The organism is Mesorhizobium sp. C120A, from assembly GCF_030323105.1.
Classification (GTDB): Bacteria; Pseudomonadota; Alphaproteobacteria; order Rhizobiales; family Rhizobiaceae; genus Mesorhizobium.
Genome location: NZ_CP100476.1, coordinates 6,478,191 through 6,494,944 on the forward strand (window position 1 = coordinate 6,478,191; position 16,754 = coordinate 6,494,944).

Here is a 16,754-nt window from a genome sequence, read left to right on the forward strand (position 1 = left end):
GTCATCCGATTGTCCACCGGCGCGCGGCCCGATCCCCTAAAAAGCTGTGTGCGGCGAAGTCGTCATGGATGCCTCAAACTGCCTTGGCAAGGCTGCGCAATCCCTGGTCGGAGCTCATGAAACCCCGCTCGGCCTAGGTCGGCGGTCGCGGTTGAACGGAGCGGGCAAGCGTACTGTTGGACGCGCCAAGGACGCTGTAGCATTTTGATTTGGCGCATGACCCCGAAAATCGATTCCGATTTTCGGGGTCATGCGCGAGGTCGGCGAGCATCATGTAGCGGGCGTTGTTGAGATGGAGGTTGAAGTCGATCTCGGTCGGCAGGCAGCGAAAAGCCAGTCGGCTTTCGCTACCGACCGCATAAGGCCACGGCGCCTTGCCGTGGCCATCATGCGCGCAAGGCGCCCCCAGACGTACATGGGGCGCTAGCTCAAGCGGCCTTCTTCACTTCGCCTTTCGCATAGGGATCGAAGCGCTGGTAGAAGGTCTCGCCCTTCTCGGCCAGGTCGAGCAGCAGCTTTGGCGCCTTGAACTCGGCGCCGTATTTCTTCTGCAGGCCTTTGGCTATTCTGACGAACTCCCTGGCGCCGATGCCGTCAATATAGGACAGCGCGCCGCCGGTGAATGGCGCGAAACCAAAGGCGAGGATCGACCCGAGATCGGCCTCGCGCGGATCGGTGACGATGCCTTCCTCCATCACCCGGGCCGCTTCCAGCGCAATGGTGACCAGCAGGCGCTGCTGCAGTTCCTCATAATCGACCTTCTCGGCCTCCAGCTGCGGATAGAGATCCTTCAGGCCCGGCCACAGCTTCTTCCTGGCGGGCTTGGCGGGATAGTCGTAAAAACCCTTGCCGTTTTTGCGGCCGAAGCGGCCATGGGTGTCGACCAGCGTGTTGATCAACGCCATCTGCCTGGGGTCGACGGCCTTGTCGCCGAGGTCCCTGATGGTCTGCTTCATGATCTTCTGGGCAAGGTCGATCGCCGTCTCGTCGGTCAGGGCCAGGGGGCCGACCGGCATGCCGGCGGCCTTGGCGGCGTTCTCGATCATCGGCGCCGGAACGCCTTCGATCAGCATCTTGTAGGCTTCCGACATGTAGCGCAGCACGCAGCGGTTGACGTAGAAGCCGCGCGTGTCGTTGACGACGATCGGCGTCTTCTTGATGGCGCGCACGAAATCGATCGCGGTGGCCAGCGCCTTGTCGCCGGTCTTCTTGCCCAAAATGATCTCGACCAGCATCATCTTGTCGACCGGCGAGAAGAAGTGGATGCCGACGAAATTCTTCGGCCGCGCCGAATTCTTGGCCAGTGCGGTGATCGGGATGGTCGAGGTGTTGGAGGCGAAGATCGCCGACGATTTCAGCACGGCTTCGGCCTGCTCGGTGGCAGCCTTCTTGACGGCCGAATCCTCGAACACCGCCTCGACCACCAGATCGCAGCCGGCGAGATCGGCATAGTCGGCCGACGGCGTGATCAGCGACAGAAGTCTGTCCTTCTCCTCGGGCTTGACGCGGCCCTTCTTGACCTGATCGGAGATCAGGCTGTCGGAATGCGTCTTGCCCTTTTCGGCCGACGCCATGTCGCGGTCGAGCAGGACGACCGGGATGCCAGCCTTGGCGGTGACAAAGGCGATGCCGGCGCCCATGAAGCCGGCGCCGAGAATACCGATCTTCTTGAACTTGGTCTCCGGCACGCCGGCCGGGCGGCGGGCGCCCTTGTTGAGCTCCTGCAGCGAGACGAACAGCGAGCGGATCATCGCTGCTGCTTCCTTCGACTGCATGATTTCGGTGAAATAGCGCTGTTCGATCCGCAGACCGGTGTCGAACGGCACCAGCAGGCCTTCATAGACGCATTTCAGGATCGCCGCGGCGGCCGGATAATTGCCGTAGGTCTCGCGGCGCAGGATGGCGATGGCCGGCGGCCACAGATTGAAGCCGGCCGGCGTATAGATTTGGCCGCCAGGCAGCTTGAAGCCCTTCTCGTCCCAGGGCTGGACGGCTTTCAGGCCGTTCCTGATCATCGCCTTGGCGGTCTCGATCAGCTTGCCGGGTTCGGCGATCTCGTGGATCAGCCCCATCGCCTTGGCTTTCTGCGGCGACAGCGTCTGGCCGGTGGTCAGCATCTGCAACGCCTGCTGCTGGTCGGTCAGGCGCGGCACGCGTTGGGTGCCACCGGCGCCGGGGAAGATGCCGACCTTGACTTCCGGCAAGGCCATCTTGACCTTTTCGGAGTCAGCGGCAACGCGGCCATGACAGGCCAGCGACAGCTCGAACGCGCCACCCATGCAGGTGCCGTTGATCGCCGAGACCCAAGGCTTGCCCGACGTTTCGAGCTTGCGCCACAAGCCACCCATGCGGCCGGCATTGTCGAACAAAAGCTGTGCCGCCTTCTCCGGGTCCTTGGTCTTCTCCTTGGCAAATACGGCCAGCATCTTCTGCAGCATGGTCAGGTCGGCGCCGCCGGAGAAGCTGTCCTTTCCCGAGGTGATCACCGCGCCCTTGATGGCGGCGTCGGCCACCACATGGTCGATGATCTTCTCGAGCTCGTTCATCACCTCTTCGGTGAAGACGTTCATCGAGCGGTCCGGCATGTTCCAGGTGACCAGCGCGATGCCGTCTGCGTCGGTGTCGACCGTGAAGTTTGTATAAGTCATGTCTCTCTCCTTCCGGCCGAAAATCAGACGCGTTCGATAATCGTTGCGGTGCCCATGCCGGCGCCGATGCAGAGCGTCACCAGAGCGGTGTTCAAATCGCGGCGCTCGAGCTCGTCCAGCACCGTGCCCAGGATCATCGCGCCGGTGGCGCCGAGCGGATGGCCCATGGCGATGGCGCCGCCATTGACGTTGATCTTGTCGTGCGGGATTTCGAATGCCTGCATGTAGCGCAGCACCACTGAGGCGAAGGCCTCGTTGAGCTCGAACAGGTCGATATCCGACAGCTTCATCTTGGCGCGCTTCAGAAGCTTCTCGGTGACGTCGACCGGACCGGTAAGCATCAGCACCGGCTCGGAGCCGATGTTGGCAAAGGCGCGGATGCGGGCGCGTGGCTTCAGGCCCATCGTCTTGCCGGCCTTCTTCGAGCCGAGCAGTACGGCGGCCGCACCATCGACGATGCCGGACGAGTTGCCGGCATGGTGGACGTGGTTGACCTCTTCGACTTCCGGATGCTTCTGCACGGCGACCGCGTCGAAGCCGCCCATTTCGCCAGGCATGACGAAGGACGGGTTGAGCGAGGCCAGCGACTGCATGTCGGTCGACGGCCGCATATGCTCGTCATGATCGAGGATGGTGAGGCCGTTCTGGTCCTTGATCGGTATGACGGAGTTCTTGAAACGGCCATCGGCCCAGGCCTTGCCCGCACGCTTCTGGCTCTCGACCGCATAGGCATCGACGTCGTCGCGCGAAAAACCGTATTTGGTGGCGATCAGGTCGGCCGAAATGCCTTGCGGCACGAACCAGCCGGGCAGGCCGACGGACGGGTCCATGAACCACGCGCCGCCCGAGGCGCCCATGCCGACGCGCGACATCGATTCCACGCCGCCTGCAATGACGATCTCGTCGGCGCCTTGAGCGATCTTGGCGGCGCCGAAATTGATGGCGTCGAGGCCTGAGGCGCAGAAGCGCGAGATCTGCATGCCCGGCGCCTTGTTATCGTAGCCGGCCTCGAAGGCGGCGGCACGCGGAATGACGGAGCCGGCTTCGCCGACCGGATCGACGCAGCCGAAGATGATGTCGTCGACGTTTGCAGTGTCGAGGCCGTTGCGGTCGCGCAACGCTTCAAGCGTCCTGGCCGCAAGCCGCACCGCCGGCACCTCGTGCAGCGAGCCATCCTTCTTGCCCTTGCCGCGCGGTGTGCGCACGGCGTCATAGACATAAGCTTCAGCCATTTGCTTGCTCCTTGCTTTGCCGACGTCGCTCTCAGAGAGAGCGGCCGATCAGCAATTTCATGATCTCGTTGGTGCCGCCGTAGATGCGCTGGACGCGGGCGTCGCGGAACATGCGGGCGATCGGATATTCATTCATGTAGCCATAGCCGCCATGCAATTGAAGGCATTCGTCGACGACTTTTCCCTGCAGGTCCGAGAGCCAGTATTTCGCCATCGACGCCGTCACCGGATCCAGCCCGCCATTGATGTGGCGGGTGACGCAATCATTGTAGAAGACGCGGCCGATGGTGGCCTCGGTCTTCAGTTCGGCGAGCTTGAACTGGGTGTTCTGGAACTCGATGATCGCTTTGCCGAAGGCCTTGCGGTCCTTGACGTAGTCGATGGTCAGAGCAAGCGCGCGCTCGATCATGGCGATCGCGCCGGTGCCGATCTGCAGGCGCTCCTGCGGCAATTGCTGCATCAGCTGGATGAAGCCCTGTCCCTCTTCGTGGCCAAGCAGGTTCGAGGTCGGCACGCGCAGATCATTGAAGAACAGCTCCGACGTGTCGTTGGCCTTCAGGCCGATCTTGTCGAGGTTGCGGCCGCGTTCGAAGCCTTCGGCCTCGTCGGCCTCGACGACGATCAGCGAGGTGCCCTTGGCGCCTTTGGCCGGATCGGTCTTGGTGACGACGATGATGAAATTGGCCAGTTGGCCATTGGTGATGAAGGTTTTCGAGCCGTTGATCTTGTACTGGTTGCCGTCCTTCTCGGCGCGCGTCTTGACGCCTTGCAGGTCGGAGCCGGCGCCCGGCTCGGTCATGGCGATGGCGCCGATCAGTTCGCCGGTTGCCAGCTTCGGCAGCCATTTCTTCTTCTGCTCCTCGGAGCCGTAATGAAGGATGTAAGGGGCAACGATCGCATTGTGCAGGCCGATGCCGAAACCGTCGACGCCGACATGGCCGATCGCCTCGATGATGGCGCTCTCATGCGCGAAGGTGCCGCCGGAGCCGCCATATTCCTCCGGCATCGAGGCGCAGAGCAGGCCGGCGGAACCTGCCTTGCGCCAGCTCTCGCGGTCGACCATCTCGTTCTTCTCGAACTCGTCGTAGCGCGGCGCGATCTCTTCCGACATGAAGCGATGCGCCATGTCGTAGAGCATGCCGACTTCGTCCGCCGCCCAGGCGGGCTTCGGCAAGGAGAGCACTTCGGCTGGATTTGTCATGCCGTTTCTCCCGCGCCAACGTCCCCTCCCCCTCGAGGGGAGGGTGGCCGCGAAGCGGTCGGGTGGGGTCGCCGATGACGTGCTCGACCTTATCTTCGGAATTGACGCGGGTTTGGGGCATTGCGATCATCTCCTACCAAAGCGCCAACCAGCCGGCGCACTGCACGCAAGGACCCCTCCCGGCCCTTCGGGCCACCCTCCCCTCAAGGGGGAGGGGGACGCCAGCCATTTCTAGAACGCTTCCGCAGGCAGCGCCATTAGCGTGTCCGCACCACTGGAAATGCGGGCGAGATGTGCCGATGTCTCGGGCATGATCCGCTCCATGAAGAAGCGCGCCGTCACCACCTTGTTGTCGTAGAAAGCCCCATTTTCGTGGACAGATTGGGAGCCATTGGCGCCGGTCTTGCCGAGCGCGGCCTTGGCCATCTGCGCCCACATGTAGCCGAGCGCCACAAGGCCAAAGAGATGCATGTAGTCGGTGGATGCGGCGCCGGCATTGTCGGGCTTGGCCATGCCGTTCTGCACCAGCCACATCGTCGCCGCCTGCAGATCGTTGAGGCCCTTCTTCAACGCCTTGGTGAACGGCGCCAGCTTCTCGTCGGCACGGTTCTCCTCGCAGAACTCGCCGACGTCCTTGAAGAAAGCCTGCACTGCGCGGCCGCCATTCAGGCCAAGCTTGCGGCCGACAAGGTCGAGCGCCTGGATGCCGTTGGCGCCTTCATAGATCATGGCGATGCGGGCATCGCGCACGAATTGGCTCATGCCGTGTTCTTCGATATAGCCGTGGCCGCCGAACACCTGCTGCGCCATGACGGCATGGTCGAAGCCCTTGTCGGTGAGCACGCCCTTGATCACCGGCGTCAGCAGGCCTGTATAGTCGTCGGCCGCCTGGCGATCCTTGTCGTCGGCGGAGCGGTGGGCGATGTCGGACTTGATCGCCGTCCACAGCGCCAGCGCGCGGCCGGCCTCGTTGAAGGCCTTCATGGTCATCAGCGAGCGGCGGATGTCGGGATGGACGATGATCGGATCGGCTTGTCTGTCCGGCGCCTTGGCGCCAGACAGCGAGCGGCCCTGCAGCCGGTCCTTGGCGTAGGAGACCGCGTTCTGGTAGGCGATCTCGGACAGCGACAGGCCCTGCAGGCCGACGCCGAGCCGGGCTTCGTTCATCATCGTGAACATCGCCTTCAGGCCGCCATTGGCCTCACCGAGCAGCGTGCCTTCGGCCTCGTCATAATTCATGACGCAAGTCGAATTGCCGTGTATGCCCATCTTCTCCTCGATCGACCCGCAGGAGAGCGTGTTCTTCTCGCCCGGATTGCCCGAGGCATCGAGCTTCAGCTTTGGCACGATGAATAGCGAGATGCCCTTCACGCCCGCCGGCGCGCCTTCGATGCGGGCCAACACGAGATGGACGATGTTTTCCGACATGTCGTGCTCGCCGGCCGAGATGAAGATCTTCTGGCCTGAGATCTTGTAGGTGCCGTTGCCGTTCGGCACCGCCTTGGTGCGCAGCAGGCCAAGATCGGTGCCGCAATGCGGCTCGGTCAGGTTCATGGTACCGGTCCAGGACCCCTCGACCAGCTTTGGCAGCCATGTCGCCTTCTGCTCGTCGGTGCCGTGTGTGATGATCGCAGCGATCGCGCCTTGCGTCAGGCCGGGATACATCATCAGCGCCATGTTGGCCGAAACCATGTATTCGGCAACCGCGGTGTGCACGGCATAGGGCAGCCCCTGGCCGCCGAACTCGACGGGCGCCGCCAGTCCCATCCAGCCGCCTTCGCGATACTGGTCGTAGGCTTCCTTGAAGCCCTTCGGCGTCGTCACCGAGCCGTCCTCATGGCGCACGCAGCCTTCCATGTCACCGACGCGGTTCAGAGGATGCATAACGTTTTCGGCGAGCTTGGCGCCTTCGGCGAGGATCGCCTCGACAACGTCGGGCGTCGCGTCGGCAAATCCGGGAAGGTTGGAATATCGCTGATAACCCAGCACCTCGTTGAGCACGAACAGCGTGTCCTGGACCGGCGCCCTGTAGATCGGCATGTGTTCCTCCACCATGCGGGTCTTGGCCGCGAGATCGGGCCCCGAACATGAGGTTGGGGCGGCACGCCGGCCAATGTCGAAAGCGAGATAGCAAAAATTGACGTTTGCGTAAACGTCAATTTTGTCGCCGGGACAAAATTTACCTGTGCCAGCCTATCGGCACGCGCGGTGCATAGCTTTGCGCAAAGCGAGGGGGGTCAAACAAAAAGAGCCGCGCGGGCGGCCGCGCGGCTCTTAAGTTCAAAGCTTTCGCCGGGAGCTGCGGAGCAAAATCAGCTGGCGGCGCTGGCCGGGGCCGAACGCTCGGACAGCATCTGGCGCACGGCCGACATCGAGCCGCTCAACTCGTTGATGGCGTCGTCGATCAGCGCGCGCTGCTTCTGCAGGCGGGCAAGCTGCTTCTCCGACTTGTCGAGAGCCAGCCGTAATTGCTTGGTGTTGGATCCCGTGGGATCGTAGAGATCCATCATCTGCTTGACGTCGCGTAGCGAGAACCCGACCTTGCGGCCGAGCAGGATCAGCTTCAGCCGCGCCTTGTCGCGACGCGTGTAGAGCCGCGTCGCCCCATCTCGCTTTGGATTGAGCAGGCCCTTGTCTTCATAGAACCGCAGCGTGCGCAGAGTCACGCCGTATTTCTTGGCCATCTCGCCGATGCGCACGAGCTCCTCACCGGCTTCGGCAGACATATTGTTGGTGTTGGCCGCGGCTTCGCCGGGCGAAACAAGTTTCATAGTCACTGGCTTTCCCCTGTCGTGGCATCGCGGTCTTGGACCTTGCAACGCCTGAGTGGAAGCGGGGGCATGCTTCCAGTCGTGGTTTCAACTAATTCATCGCAAAAGGCACGAACGGCGCCCCTCTTACGTTTACGTCAATTCTATATCGATAGCCGCCGCATGACGCAAGGGCGTTCTGGGATTGCGAAACCTTATGCCGCACCCCCGGCGCCGGGTCCGAACGGGCACCGCCTGTATTTCAGCAATGCCGTAACTTCTTAAGCTTGGTTAACACCTTGTTTACCACGATGGGTGAAATGTGCGGATGTCGGTCACCCGTGTTTATCCTGTAGCGAATTTTTCACGGTTTTTCGGAGAGCGGGCCTGGCCCGGGAAGCTCGTCTTCCGCCGCAGCAGTGCCGCGCGGCCGCCTTCGTTCCCGACAAGGACTTGGGAAACTGGCAGCAAGCCGGCCATTCTGAAAAACGGACGCATCGATGAACAGCAAGCGGTCCTATCTCGATACACTCAACGCCGGCAGGCCGCGCAGGCCGAACACCACACTTGACGAATTGAACCGCTCGCTGGAAACGCTGGAGCAGCGGCTGGAGCGCAAGCGCGAGGACGCCGCCGAGCGCTTCGATCCGCGCCGGCCGCCCGCAGAGCCGCGCTACGCAAGCGCCCAGCCCTACGCCCCGCCGCGCTGGTACGAGGACCCGCAGCCCACGCCGCGGCCGAAAGGCGCCGGGCCGGCCGGCTTTGACCAGAACTATCAGGCGATCGCGCGCGACATCGACCGCGTGCGCGGCCAGGAAGACAGCGTCGCCGTGGTCGGCAAGATCGCCGGCGAATTGCGTGGCCTGCGCGAGGAACTGCGCCATCAGATGACGGCCGGCCTGCAGCGCGAATTCGCCGCGTTGCGCAAGGACATCGAACGGGCCTTCCAGGCGAGCAACCAATCGGGTGGTCAGGCAGGCGGCTTGCCCGGCAAGGGCAGCGCCGAACTCGGCGTCGAATTCGAGCGGCTGTCCGGCGCCATCCAGACGCTGGCCGAGAAGAGCGACGACCGAAGCGTCAACATGCTGCGGCTCGAGCTCGAGCAGGTAAAGACGGCGCTCGACACATTGGCGCGCGAGGAAAGCGTGCTCAAGGTCGACCGCCGCTGGGACGATTTCGACCGCCGCTGGAGCGCGTTCGAGGACCGTGTCGACGCCGACCAGCGCAACCGCGCCGACGGCCCCGGATTTTCGGCCCTGACCGACCGGCTCGAACAGATCAGCAATGCGGTCCACAATCTGCCGGAATCGCTGTCGCTGCGCTCGATGGAAGAAAAGGTCCGCACGCTTGCCGGCGCCGTCGATCATTTCGTCAGCCAGCAGAGCAACCGCGGCGGCGACACGCTTGGCCTGATCGATGAACGGCTCGACGAGATTTCGCGCGCCATCGTCGCCTCGACCGTCGCCGCACAGGCCAATTCCTTCGACCCCGAACCGTTCGAGCGCATCGAGAAGCGGATCGCCTCGCTGGCGCAGCAGATCGAGGAAGTCGTGCAGGTTCGTCCGAGCGGCGAGGTTCTCGACCGTCTCAGCACGCTGTCGAACAGGGTCGACGAGCTTGCCGGCCGCGCCAATCTGCCGGAACAGGCGATGGAGCGCCTCGGCAAGCAGATCGCGATGATCGCCGACAAGATCGACCGCGCCCCGGCCATGCCCGACGCCGACTATATCTTCCAGGGTCTGGAACAGCGCTTCGACGTGCTGTCGGGCATGATGGAACGTCGGCAGGGCGATGCCATCGAACAGGGCAACATGCTGTTTCGCGATCTCGAGCGGCGGCTGGACGAGGTTGCCGACCGGCTGGACCAGCGCCAGCCGCAGGCTGACAGCGCCGGCATCATGGACGCCATCGATGCACGCTTCACCGCGCTCGCCCAACGCATGGAGACGCGCATTCCCGATCCTGCCAACGAGGCGGCGATCCGCGGCCTGGAAAGCCGGCTCGAAGACATTTCAAGCCGGCTGGAATCGTCGGCCGCGCAGGTCGCCGGCATCGATCCGGCACTGATCCGCAGCCTTGAGGCGCAGGTCTCCAGCCTATCGGCGCATCTGTCGAAGCCCGGCACGCCGCTGCCGGAATTCGAGGACATCAGCCCGCGCCTCAACGAAATCGAGAAGTCGCTGGCCGGAACCCGCGAATCCATCATGGGCGCGGCACGCGAAGCAGCCGAGAGCGCCGTGCGCTCGCTGGCAGATTCCAACGCCAACACCGCGGCCGTTACCGGCCTTGCTCAGGATCTGAAGACGCTGGAAGCGCTGACGCGCCGTTCGGACGAGCGCAATTCACGGACATTCGAGGCGATCCACGACACGCTGCTCAAGATCGTCGATCGTCTGGGCTCGCTGGAGACCAGCGAACCGGCCGAGGCGGTGAGCGAGCTTCTGGATGCCCAGGCCGAGCCGGCGCGGCGGGCCCGCGCTGCACGCGCCTCCAAGATTTCGGTGCAGGACGCGCCATCGATGGATATCGACCAGCCGCTGCCGCTGACCGGAGACATGGCCGATCTCGACGGCCGCGCCGCCGCCATCATGCGCAGCGAGCCGGATATGCGCAGCGACCCGGGTACGCGTAGCGACCCGGGTACGCGTAGCGACCCGGTCATGGGCAGCGAACCCGTACGGCGCTCGCCAGCCGAGGCTGCCGCGGCCGCTGCCCAGGCAGCGCTCGGTTCCGACAGGATTGCCGAGAAAGGCGAAGCCACGGCCAAGAAGTCGCTGTTCGGTGGATTTGCGCGCGCCTTCAGGGGCAAGAAGCCGGCTGACATGCCGCCGCTTGCCGGCTCGGGGCCCAATGTCGACCTGCCGAGCGTCGATCTCGACGAGCCGCTCGATCCGAAGCTCGCCAACCGGCCGTTGGAGCCGGGCTCCGGCGCGCCCGACCTCAACGCCATCATGAAGCGCGTACGCGACGAACGTGGCCCACCGGTGCGCCAAAACTCCGGCGATGCGTCGAAATCCGACTTCATTGCCGCGGCCAGGCGCGCGGCGCAGGCCGCGGCCGCCGAGGCCGACGCGTTGAAACGCCAGTCTACCATGAAGGGCCCGGTCAAGGCGCTTCGTATCGGCGACCTGCTCAAGGCGCGGCGCAAGCCGATCCTGATGGGAGCGGTCGCGATCATGCTGGCGCTTGCCGGCCTCCAGTTGGGCAAGGCCTTCTTCGCCGACCCGGTCGAGGTCGCAAGCAACGATACAGCGCCGATCGTCGCCTCGCAGCCGGTCGAGACTGCCTTGGTCAACGCTGCCAGCCGACCCAAGGCAGAACAGCAGGTAGCCGTTCAGGACGTGCCGGCCCGGATCGTCAGGCAGGCGGAGCCCACGGAACCGCCAGCTGGCAACGATGCGCCAATGAATGCGGCCTCGGTCGCTGGGCCCGAAGTGCCGGCGGTGGAGCCCGCGCCAGCGCCGATGGCTTTGGCCGATCCGGCCCCCGCGCCAAATGCAATGCTGCCGACCACCGCCACTGCGGAACCGGCGGCTGCCGACGCGCAGCCTGCGGCCGCCGTCATGGCGCCCTCGGCCTCGGATACGACGGCCTCGGATACTACCGGCGCCGTTCCGCCGGCTGATGCCGCGGTAGCACCTGTCGTGGCCAAGATAGACGTTCCGGCCGATGCCGGCCCGCAAGCCTTGCGCGACGCGGCTGCCGGCGGTGACGCCAAGGCGCTGTTCGAGCTCGGTTCGCGCTATGCTGAATCGCGCGGCGTCAAGGAAGACATGGCGGCAGCGGCCAAATGGTACGAAAAGTCGGCCGAGCTCGGCTTCGCACCGGCGGAATACCGCATCGGCAATTTCTACGAGAAGGGCATCGGCGTCACGCGCGACGTCAAGAAGGCAAAGACCTTCTACCAGCTCGCCGCCGCGCAGGGTAATGCCAGCGCCATGCACAATCTGGCCGTTCTGTTTGCCATGGCCGCCGACGGCGTGACCGACAATGAATCGGCCGCGCACTGGTTTCAGGCGGCGGCCGATGTCGGCGTCAAGGACAGCCAGTTCAATCTCGGCATCCTGGCGGCAAAGGGCGTCGGCATGAAGCAGAGCCTGGAGGAATCCTACAAATGGTTCGCGCTCGTCGCCAAGACCGGCGACAAGGATGCGGCTGCAAAGCGCGACGAAGTCGCCACTGCGCTGCGCCCCGAACAGCTGGAGCGGGCGCGCGCCGCCACGGAACTGTGGAAGCCGAAGCCGCTCGACCCGGCGTCCAACTCGGCCGACATTCCTGAATCCTGGCAGGAAGGCACGCCGCAGACCACCGCCAGCGTCGACATGAAGAAGGCGGTCAAGAACATCCAGCTCATCCTCAACAAGAACGGCTACGATGCCGGCGGCGCCGATGGCGTGATGGGCGGCAAGACCAAGACCGCAATCATGGCTTTCCAGACCGACAACAAGATGCAGGCGACCGGCGAAATCGACGAAAAGCTGGTGAAGGCGCTGCTGGCGCACAAATAACGGCAGATGCGTCGCTAACGCGACGCCCTTGCCATACATTTGCCTGTTAACTGCTTGAGATGTTTTTTGTTTCGGTAGGGCGACGGGGTTTGATCCCACTGCCCCGGCGGTGCAAGAAAGAATTGGCTTTTCGGTGCGACAATGCCCTGGAATGGCTGCAATCGCCGACAGGCAAACTGATCGAGACTGACGGGTGGGCATCTATCTCCCGATCGCGGAAATTTCCGTCAACGTCTTCGTGCTGCTGGCAATGGGCGCGGCGGTGGGTTTCCTGTCGGGCATGTTCGGGGTCGGTGGCGGCTTTCTGATCACGCCGCTCTTGATCTTCTACAACATCCCGCCGGCAATCGCCGTTGCTACCGGCGCCAACCAGGTTATCGCCTCCTCCTTCTCCGGCGCGCTGTCGCACATGAAGCGCGGCACGCTCGACTTCAAGCTCGGCGGGGTGCTGCTGGCCGGCGGCATCGTCGGCTCGACCGGCGGTATCTTCGTCTTTGCCTTCCTGCGTCGGCTCGGCCAGCTCGATTTGTTTATCTCACTGCTTTACGTCGTGCTGCTTGGCACCGTCGGCGGGCTGATGCTGGTCGAGAGCGTCAATGCGCTGCGCGCGACGCGCAGCGGTGCGGCGCCGGTCTTGAAGAAATCCGGCCAGCACAACTGGATCCACCGGCTGCCGCTGAAGATGCGCTTCAGGGCCTCGAAGCTGTTCGTCAGCGTCATTCCGGTGCTGGGGCTCGGCGCCGGCATCGGCTTCCTGTCGTCGATCATGGGTGTCGGTGGTGGCTTCATCATGGTGCCGGCGCTGATCTACCTCCTGAAAGTGCCGACCAACGTCGTCATCGGCACCTCGCTGTTCCAGATCATTTTCACCTCGGCCTACACCACGCTGGTCCACGCCACCACCAACCAGACGGTCGACGTCATGCTTGCCTTCCTGCTGATGGCGGGCGGCGTTGCCGGCGCGCAATATGGCGCCAAGGCAGGACAGAAGCTGCGCGGCGAGCAGCTCAGGGCACTGCTGGCGCTGCTGGTGCTGGCGGTTGCCATCCGGCTTGCCATCGATCTCTTCGTCACGCCGCCAAACCTCTATTCGCTGACCGCCGCGGGCCTGAACTGATGCCGCGGTGGGGGATTTTTTCGGCCGCCGTTTTGCTTTTCGCCCTCGCTCTGCCGGCGGCAGCGCAATCGCCGAACCCCTTGCCGGAAGGCATCCAGATCGGTCTCTCCACCGACGCCGTGTCGATCACCGCCGGTTTTTCCGGCGCCGACCTGACCATTTTCGGTTCGCTGGAAAATCCCGACCCGCTGGTCGCGCGACAGGGGCGCTACGACGTCATCGTCGTGCTCGAAGGCCCGCCGCGGCCGGTGGTGGTGCGCCGCAAGGACCGGGTGCTCGGCGTCTGGGTCAATCTGGAATCCGAGACCTTCGAGAACGTGCCGGTATCCTACTCCGTCGCCACGACGCGGCCGCTGCAGGACATCACCGAACCCAACAGCTACAAGCAGCTGTCGCTCGGCGCCTCCAACCTTTACATGCAGCCGGCCGAGGTAACCGACAGTCCGGCGACGATCGAGGAATTCACCGTGGCGCTGCGCGAGCGCAAGGCGGCGACCGGCCTCTATAGCGAGAATGTCGGCGGCGTGCAGTTCTTGTCGCAGAACCTGTTTCGCGCCACGGTGCGGCTGGCGCCCAACGTCCCGGTTGGAACCCATAAAGCCCGCGCGTTCCTGTTCAAGAGCGGTCTGTTCCTCAAGGAAAGCTCGGCCCAGCTCGAAATCCGCAAATCGGGCTTCGAACAGTCGATCTTCCGCGTCGCGCATGATTACTCGTTTCTCTACGGCGTCTTCTCCGTGTCGCTGGCCATGATCACCGGCTGGCTGGGCAGGCTGATCTTCCGCAGGGATTGACGCGCACGACCCATTTCCGGGGAAAGGGGGTTCCCCTTTTCTCAGTCTTGCGATAGACCGCCGCCTCCCAACCCTCGGGTTACACGCACAATCATTCGGCAGAACGGTCAGGCCTCTGGACGGCGCGCGCCTTGCGGACGCCTGCCACAGCGACGACCCAATGACAGGAGGCTGCAATGCACCAGGCATTTGGCGGCATCGATTTCGGCACGTCCAATTCTACGGTGGGCGTGATCCGCAACGGCCAGGCACGGCTGGTGGCGCTGGAAGGCGGACAGCCGACATTGCCAAGCGCGGTTTTCTTCAACTTCGAGGACGGTCACACCTATTTCGGCCGCCGCGCCATTGCCGACTACACCGATGCCATCGAAGGCCGGCTGATGCGGTCGCTGAAGAGCGTGCTCGGCAGTTCGCTGGCGCATGAGAAGACGCGGATCAAGGCCCGGCAGATCGGTTTCATCGACATTGTCGGCATGTTCGTCGGCCATTTGAAGAAGCGGCTTGAGGAAGATGCCGGCGCTCCGGTGGAGAACGTTGTGCTCGGCCGGCCGGTGCAATTTGTCGACGACGATGTGGAAGCCGATGCCAAGGCGCAAAGCGAGCTTGAAAAAGCGGCGCGCGCGCAAGGCTTCAAGCACATCGCCTTCCAATTCGAACCGATTGCGGCAGCACTCGACTATGAGCAGGACGTGAAGCGCGAGGAACTGGCGTTGATCGTCGACATGGGCGGCGGCACGTCCGACTTCTCGATCGTGCGCGTTTCGCCGCAACGCGCCCGCTCACGCGACCGCAAGGACGACATCCTCGCCAACCGAGGCATTCATATTGGCGGCACCGATTTCGACCGGCTGCTCAGCATCGCCCATGTCATGCCCAAGCTCGGCTATCTCTCGCCCACAAAAGACGGCAAGCGCAACCTGCCGGCGAGCTATTTCATTGATCTCGCGACGTGGCAGCGCATCAACCTCGTCTATACTGCCAAGGCGATGACGCATCTGAGGCAAATCCGCTTCGAGGCCGTCCGCGCCGACCTTGTCGACCGCTTCATCCATATTGTCGAGCACCGTTACGGCCATGCGCTGGCCGGCCTCGTCGAACGAGCCAAGATCGCGCTGACGGATCAGGCTTCGGCCGATGTAACGGTGGCGCTGCCCGGCGCGGGTTTTGCCGCCGAGATCACGCGAGACGGCCTGGAAGAGACGATTGCCGCCGACATCGAGCGGGTGTCCGCTACGGTGCGGCAGACGATTGCCGATGCTGGCGTGAAAGCGTCCGACATCACCGCCGTGTTCCTCACCGGCGGCTCGACCGCCATCCCGCTGGCACGGCGCGAAATCCTGTCGCTGGTGCCGCAAGCCGCCGTTATCGAGGGCGACATGTTCGGTTCGGTCGGCCTTGGCCTGGCGCTGGATGCACAGCGGAAGTTCGCCTGATCGCTTACGCCGGATTGCTGACGGCCTCAGCGCCGAGATGCGCCTTGAGCGCCATCTGGGCGAGGCTTGCCTGGCGGTCGCGATGGGTGATCATGGCGAAGTCGCGCTTCGGCAGTTCGAGCGGCACCGACCGGAGACTGCCCTCGGCGACGGCGCGTCCGACGACGAGGTCCGAGATGATGGTGGCGCCGGCGCCGGCCTCGACCGCCTGGCGAACCGCCTCGTTGCTCGGCAGCACCAGAAATATCTGCAGGTCGCCAAGCGATATCCCCTCGCGGCGGGCCAGGTCCTCCAGCACCTCGCGCGTGCCCGAACCACCCTCACGGATGATCCAGCGCAGCCCTCTGATATCCGGGCGGCCCGGCGCGATCTCGGCGATTTCGGGATGCGAGGCGGCGACGACCAGCATCAACCTGTCGACGTCGACCTTGGTGCGGCGGAGGATGTCTGACTCGGTGCGCCCCTCGACCAGACCGAGATCGGCGGTGCCGTCGAGCACATTGGCCTCGACCTGCCTGGTGTTGCCGATGCTGACGCTTAAGCGCACCGCCGGGTAGGCTTCATGGAAAGAGGCCAGCCTGCGCGGCAGCCAGTAGCTGGCGATGGTCAGGCTGGCGGCGATCGACAGGCTGCCGGCGACCGTCTGCGAGACATGCTCCAGCACATTTCGGGCGGCGGCGGCGCGTTCCAGCACCGCCTTGGCCTCGGGCAGGAAACGGTGGCCGGTCTGAGCCAGCTCGATGTTGCGGCCGACACGGTTGAACAGATGAACGCCATGCTGCTCTTCCAAAGCGCGGATAGCCGCCGACGCCGCCGACTGGGAGATGCCCAAAAGCTCCGCCGCCTTGGTCATATGGCCGCGTTCGGCAACGGCAACGAAAATGCGCAACTGGTCCAGCGTCATGTGTGCATTAAGAACCAATTCCGATCGAATTTACAAGAACAACTGATTAGACGGATCGATAGCTTTATTCTACTTTTTCAGTCGAAGTTAGAAAGAATTCGCCAACAAATCGCGGCCAACAAAATGATCGGGCGGTTCAGATCCCTGTTTGCGCATTGGACCCGTGGCCT

Annotated in this window: 10 protein-coding genes and 1 pseudogene; 4 read left to right on the plus strand and 7 right to left on the minus strand. The window is 63.8% G+C overall.

The window, feature by feature from the left end:
• Positions 1 to 256 precede the first annotated feature (256 nt).
• The 6 genes and pseudogenes from NL532_RS32505 to NL532_RS31395 all read right to left on the minus strand — a co-directional run.
• Positions 257 to 417 (minus strand): annotated as a pseudogene (locus tag NL532_RS32505) (thioesterase family protein); the annotation flags it as partial.
• A gap of 11 nt (positions 418 to 428) precedes the next feature.
• Entirely contained in the window at positions 429 to 2,648 is a 2,220-nt protein-coding gene (locus tag NL532_RS31375) for a 3-hydroxyacyl-CoA dehydrogenase NAD-binding domain-containing protein (protein WP_023681960.1), read from the minus strand.
• Positions 2,649 to 2,671: 23 nt separating this feature from the next.
• On the minus strand, positions 2,672 to 3,880 hold the full coding sequence (locus tag NL532_RS31380) for an acetyl-CoA C-acetyltransferase (protein WP_023669613.1): 1,209 nt from the start codon (positions 3,878 to 3,880) through the stop codon (positions 2,672 to 2,674).
• Between the two features lie 31 nt (positions 3,881 to 3,911).
• Positions 3,912 to 5,081: an acyl-CoA dehydrogenase family protein gene (locus NL532_RS31385; protein ID WP_023681961.1), complete on the minus strand. Its 1,170-nt coding sequence runs from the start codon at positions 5,079 to 5,081 to the stop codon at positions 3,912 to 3,914.
• Positions 5,082 to 5,312: 231 nt separating this feature from the next.
• On the minus strand, positions 5,313 to 7,121 hold the full coding sequence (locus tag NL532_RS31390) for an acyl-CoA dehydrogenase (protein WP_023681963.1): 1,809 nt from the start codon (positions 7,119 to 7,121) through the stop codon (positions 5,313 to 5,315).
• 272 nt (positions 7,122 to 7,393) lie between these two features.
• Positions 7,394 to 7,852, minus strand: coding sequence for a MerR family transcriptional regulator (locus NL532_RS31395; RefSeq protein WP_023755140.1), 459 nt, complete (start codon positions 7,850 to 7,852; stop codon positions 7,394 to 7,396).
• 479 nt (positions 7,853 to 8,331) lie between these two features.
• On the opposite strand from NL532_RS31395, the gene NL532_RS31400 reads away from it, so the two are divergent.
• The 4 genes from NL532_RS31400 to NL532_RS31415 all read left to right on the plus strand — a co-directional run bounded on the left by NL532_RS31400 (position 8,332) and on the right by NL532_RS31415 (position 15,680).
• On the plus strand, positions 8,332 to 12,339 hold the full coding sequence (locus NL532_RS31400; RefSeq protein WP_023755141.1) for an SEL1-like repeat protein: 4,008 nt from the start codon (positions 8,332 to 8,334) through the stop codon (positions 12,337 to 12,339).
• Positions 12,340 to 12,532: 193 nt separating this feature from the next.
• Entirely contained in the window at positions 12,533 to 13,456 is a 924-nt protein-coding gene (locus NL532_RS31405) for a sulfite exporter TauE/SafE family protein (protein ID WP_023669608.1), read from the plus strand.
• Entirely contained in the window at positions 13,456 to 14,247 is a 792-nt protein-coding gene (locus NL532_RS31410) for a TIGR02186 family protein (RefSeq protein WP_023669607.1), read from the plus strand. Before NL532_RS31405 ends, NL532_RS31410 begins: the two co-directional genes overlap by 1 nt.
• Positions 14,248 to 14,423: 176 nt before the next feature.
• Positions 14,424 to 15,680: an Hsp70 family protein gene (locus NL532_RS31415; RefSeq protein ID WP_023745292.1), complete on the plus strand. Its 1,257-nt coding sequence runs from the start codon at positions 14,424 to 14,426 to the stop codon at positions 15,678 to 15,680.
• A 4-nt stretch (positions 15,681 to 15,684) separates the two neighbouring features.
• Here NL532_RS31415 and NL532_RS31420 read toward each other — a convergent pair whose 3' ends face one another.
• Positions 15,685 to 16,584 (minus strand): LysR substrate-binding domain-containing protein, encoded by a 900-nt coding sequence (locus tag NL532_RS31420; RefSeq protein WP_023699495.1) that lies wholly within the window; start codon positions 16,582 to 16,584, stop codon positions 15,685 to 15,687.
• Between the last annotated feature and the right edge of the window lie 170 nt (positions 16,585 to 16,754).

Excerpts from the sequence above, each read along its gene's own strand:
- NL532_RS31375 (WP_023681960.1), bottom strand. The coding sequence starts at position 2,648 with ATGACTTATACAAACTTCACGGTCGACACCGACGCAGACGGCATCGCG.
- NL532_RS31380 (WP_023669613.1), bottom strand. The coding sequence starts at position 3,880 with ATGGCTGAAGCTTATGTCTATGACGCCGTGCGCACACCGCGCGGCAAG.
- NL532_RS31385 (WP_023681961.1), bottom strand. The coding sequence starts at position 5,081 with ATGACAAATCCAGCCGAAGTGCTCTCCTTGCCGAAGCCCGCCTGGGCG.
- NL532_RS31390 (WP_023681963.1), bottom strand. The coding sequence starts at position 7,121 with ATGCCGATCTACAGGGCGCCGGTCCAGGACACGCTGTTCGTGCTCAAC.
- NL532_RS31395 (WP_023755140.1), bottom strand. The coding sequence starts at position 7,852 with ATGAAACTTGTTTCGCCCGGCGAAGCCGCGGCCAACACCAACAATATG.
- NL532_RS31400 (WP_023755141.1), top strand. The coding sequence starts at position 8,332 with ATGAACAGCAAGCGGTCCTATCTCGATACACTCAACGCCGGCAGGCCG.
- NL532_RS31410 (WP_023669607.1), top strand. The coding sequence starts at position 13,456 with ATGCCGCGGTGGGGGATTTTTTCGGCCGCCGTTTTGCTTTTCGCCCTC.
- NL532_RS31415 (WP_023745292.1), top strand. The coding sequence starts at position 14,424 with ATGCACCAGGCATTTGGCGGCATCGATTTCGGCACGTCCAATTCTACG.
- NL532_RS31420 (WP_023699495.1), bottom strand. The coding sequence starts at position 16,584 with ATGACGCTGGACCAGTTGCGCATTTTCGTTGCCGTTGCCGAACGCGGC.